The 2927-nt window shown below is 51.3% G+C and carries 2 rRNA genes (1 of these 2 cut by a window edge); both read left to right on the forward strand.

The features are described from left to right. A 23S ribosomal RNA gene (locus LGR64_RS28520) occupies positions 1–2679 on the forward strand; it begins 197 nt to the left of the window's first position. 125 nt (positions 2680–2804) lie between these two features. Beyond that, positions 2805–2917, forward strand: a 5S ribosomal RNA gene (gene rrf / locus LGR64_RS28525). Positions 2918–2927: the final 10 nt, after the last annotated feature.

The following is a 2927-nucleotide window of genomic DNA, read 5'->3' on the forward strand; positions in this document are numbered from 1 at the left end:
AGTACCCAGAGGAAAAGACATCAACCGAGATTCCGAAAGTAGTGGCGAGCGAAATCGGAAGAGCCTTCTAGTGATAGTCAGACGGTTAACAAAACGGAATGGAAAGTCCGGCCATAGTAGGTGATAGCCCTGTATGTGAAAACCGACTGGTGGTACTGAGCTAGAGAAAAGTAGGGCGGGGCACGAGAAACCCTGTCTGAATATGGGGGGACCATCCTCCAAGGCTAAATACTCATCATCGACCGATAGTGAACCAGTACCGTGAGGGAAAGGCGAAAAGAACCCCGGGAGGGGAGTGAAATAGATCCTGAAACCGCATGCTTACAAAAAGTAGGAGCCCGCAAGGGTGACTGCGTACCTTTTGTATAATGGGTCAGCGACTTACATTCAGTGGCAAGGTTAACCGAATAGGGGAGCCGTAGAGAAATCGAGTCCGAATAGGGCGTCCAGTCGCTGGGTGTAGACCCGAAACCAAGTGATCTATCCATGGCCAGGATGAAGGTGCCGTAACAGGTACTGGAGGTCCGAACCGACTAGTGTTGCAAAACTAGCGGATGAGCTGTGGATAGGGGTGAAAGGCTAAACAAACTTGGAAATAGCTGGTTCTCTCCGAAAACTATTTAGGTAGTGCCTCAAGTATTACCTGCGGGGGTAGAGCACTGTTTAGGCTAGGGGGTCATGGCGACTTACCAAACCTATGCAAACTCCGAATACCGCAGAGTACAGCTTGGGAGACAGAGCACCGGGTGCTAACGTCCGGACTCAAGAGGGAAACAACCCAGACCGCCAGCTAAGGTCCCTAAAATTGGCTAAGTGGGAAACGAAGTGGGAAGGCTAAAACAGTCAGGATGTTGGCTTAGAAGCAGCCATCATTTAAAGAAAGCGTAATAGCTCACTGATCGAGTCGTCCTGCGCGGAAGATGTAACGGGGCTAAGCCAGTTACCGAAGCTGCGGATTTGCAATTTATTGCAAGTGGTAGGAGAGCGTTCTGTAAGCCTGTGAAGGTGCCTGGTAACGGGTGCTGGAGGTATCAGAAGTGCGAATGCTGACATGAGTAGCGTTAAAGGGGGTGAAAAGCCCCCTCGCCGTAAGCGCAAGGTTTCCTACGCAACGTTCATCGGCGTAGGGTGAGTCGGCCCCTAAGGCGAGGCAGAGATGCGTAGCTGATGGGAAACAGGTCAATATTCCTGTACCGATGTGTAGTGCGATGTGGGGACGGAGAAGGTTAGCTCAGCCAACTGTTGGATATGTTGGTTCAAGCCTGTAGTCGTGCCTGGTAGGCAAATCCGCCGGGCTTAGATGAGGGGTGATAACGAGTCTGCTTGCAGACGAAGTGAGTGATACCCTGCTTCCAGGAAAAGCCACTAAGCTTCAGCTACACACGACCGTACCGCAAACCGACACTGGTGCGCGAGATGAGTATTCTAAGGCGCTTGAGAGAACTCTGGAGAAGGAACTCGGCAAATTGATACCGTAACTTCGGGAGAAGGTATGCCGCAAGTAGGTGAACTTGAACAAAGGGAGCCCAAAGCGGTTGCAAAAAATCGGTGGCTGCGACTGTTTAATAAAAACACAGCACTCTGCAAACACGAAAGTGGACGTATAGGGTGTGACGCCTGCCCGGTGCTGGAAGATTAAATGATGGGGTGCAAGCTCTTGATTGAAGTCCCAGTAAACGGCGGCCGTAACTATAACGGTCCTAAGGTAGCGAAATTCCTTGTCGGGTAAGTTCCGACCTGCACGAATGGCGTAACGATGGCCACACTGTCTCCTCCAGAGACTCAGCGAAGTTGAAATGTTTGTGATGATGCAATCTCCCCGCGGAAAGACGGAAAGACCCCATGAACCTTTACTGTAGCTTTGTATTGGATTTTGAACGGATCTGTGTAGGATAGGTGGGAGGCTTTGAAGTGAGGACGCTAGTTCTCATGGAGCCGACGTTGAAATACCACCCTGGTGCGTTTGAGGTTCTAACCCAGGTCCCTTATCGGGATCGGGGACAGTGCATGGTAGGCAGTTTGACTGGGGCGGTCTCCTCCCAAAGCGTAACGGAGGAGTTCGAAGGTACGCTAGTTACGGTCGGACATCGTGACGATAGTGCAATGGCATAAGCGTGCTTAACTGCGAGACTGACAAGTCGAGCAGATGCGAAAGCAGGACATAGTGATCCGGTGGTTCTGTATGGAAGGGCCATCGCTCAACGGATAAAAGGTACTCTGGGGATAACAGGCTGATACCGCCCAAGAGTTCATATCGACGGCGGTGTTTGGCACCTCGATGTCGGCTCATCTCATCCTGGGGCTGTAGTCGGTCCCAAGGGTATGGCTGTTCGCCATTTAAAGAGGTACGTGAGCTGGGTTTAAAACGTCGTGAGACAGTTTGGTCCCTATCTTCCGTGGGCGCTGCAGATTTGAGGAAGCCTGCTCCTAGTACGAGAGGACCGGAGTGGACACACCTCTGGTGTATCGGTTGTCACGCCAGTGGCATTGCCGAGTAGCTAAGTGTGGAAGAGATAACCGCTGAAAGCATCTAAGCGGGAAACTCGTTTCAAGATGAGATCTGCCGGGGCCTTGAGCCCCCTGAAGAGTCGTTCAAGACCAGGACGTTGATAGGCTGGGTGTGGAAGCGCAGTAATGCGTTAAGCTAACCAGTACTAATTGCTCGTGAGGCTTGACCCTATAACTTTGATGACGTGATCATCAAGGTGGTTATGCCAAGTAAGGCGCAGTCAAAATACAAAGCTGATTTACAGACTCTATGAATTCGTTGTGTTGCTCCGTGAGCAGCATGACAACAAGTTATGCCTGATGACCATAGCAAGTTGGTACCACTCCTTCCCATCCCGAACAGGACAGTGAAACGACTTTGCGCCGATGATAGTGCGGGTTCCCGTGTGAAAGTAGGTCATCGTCAGGCTCTTACAGCC

Origin of the sequence: Delftia sp. Lp-1 (assembly GCF_020523835.1) — a bacterium.
Taxonomy (GTDB): domain Bacteria; phylum Pseudomonadota; class Gammaproteobacteria; order Burkholderiales; family Burkholderiaceae_C; genus Comamonas; species Comamonas acidovorans.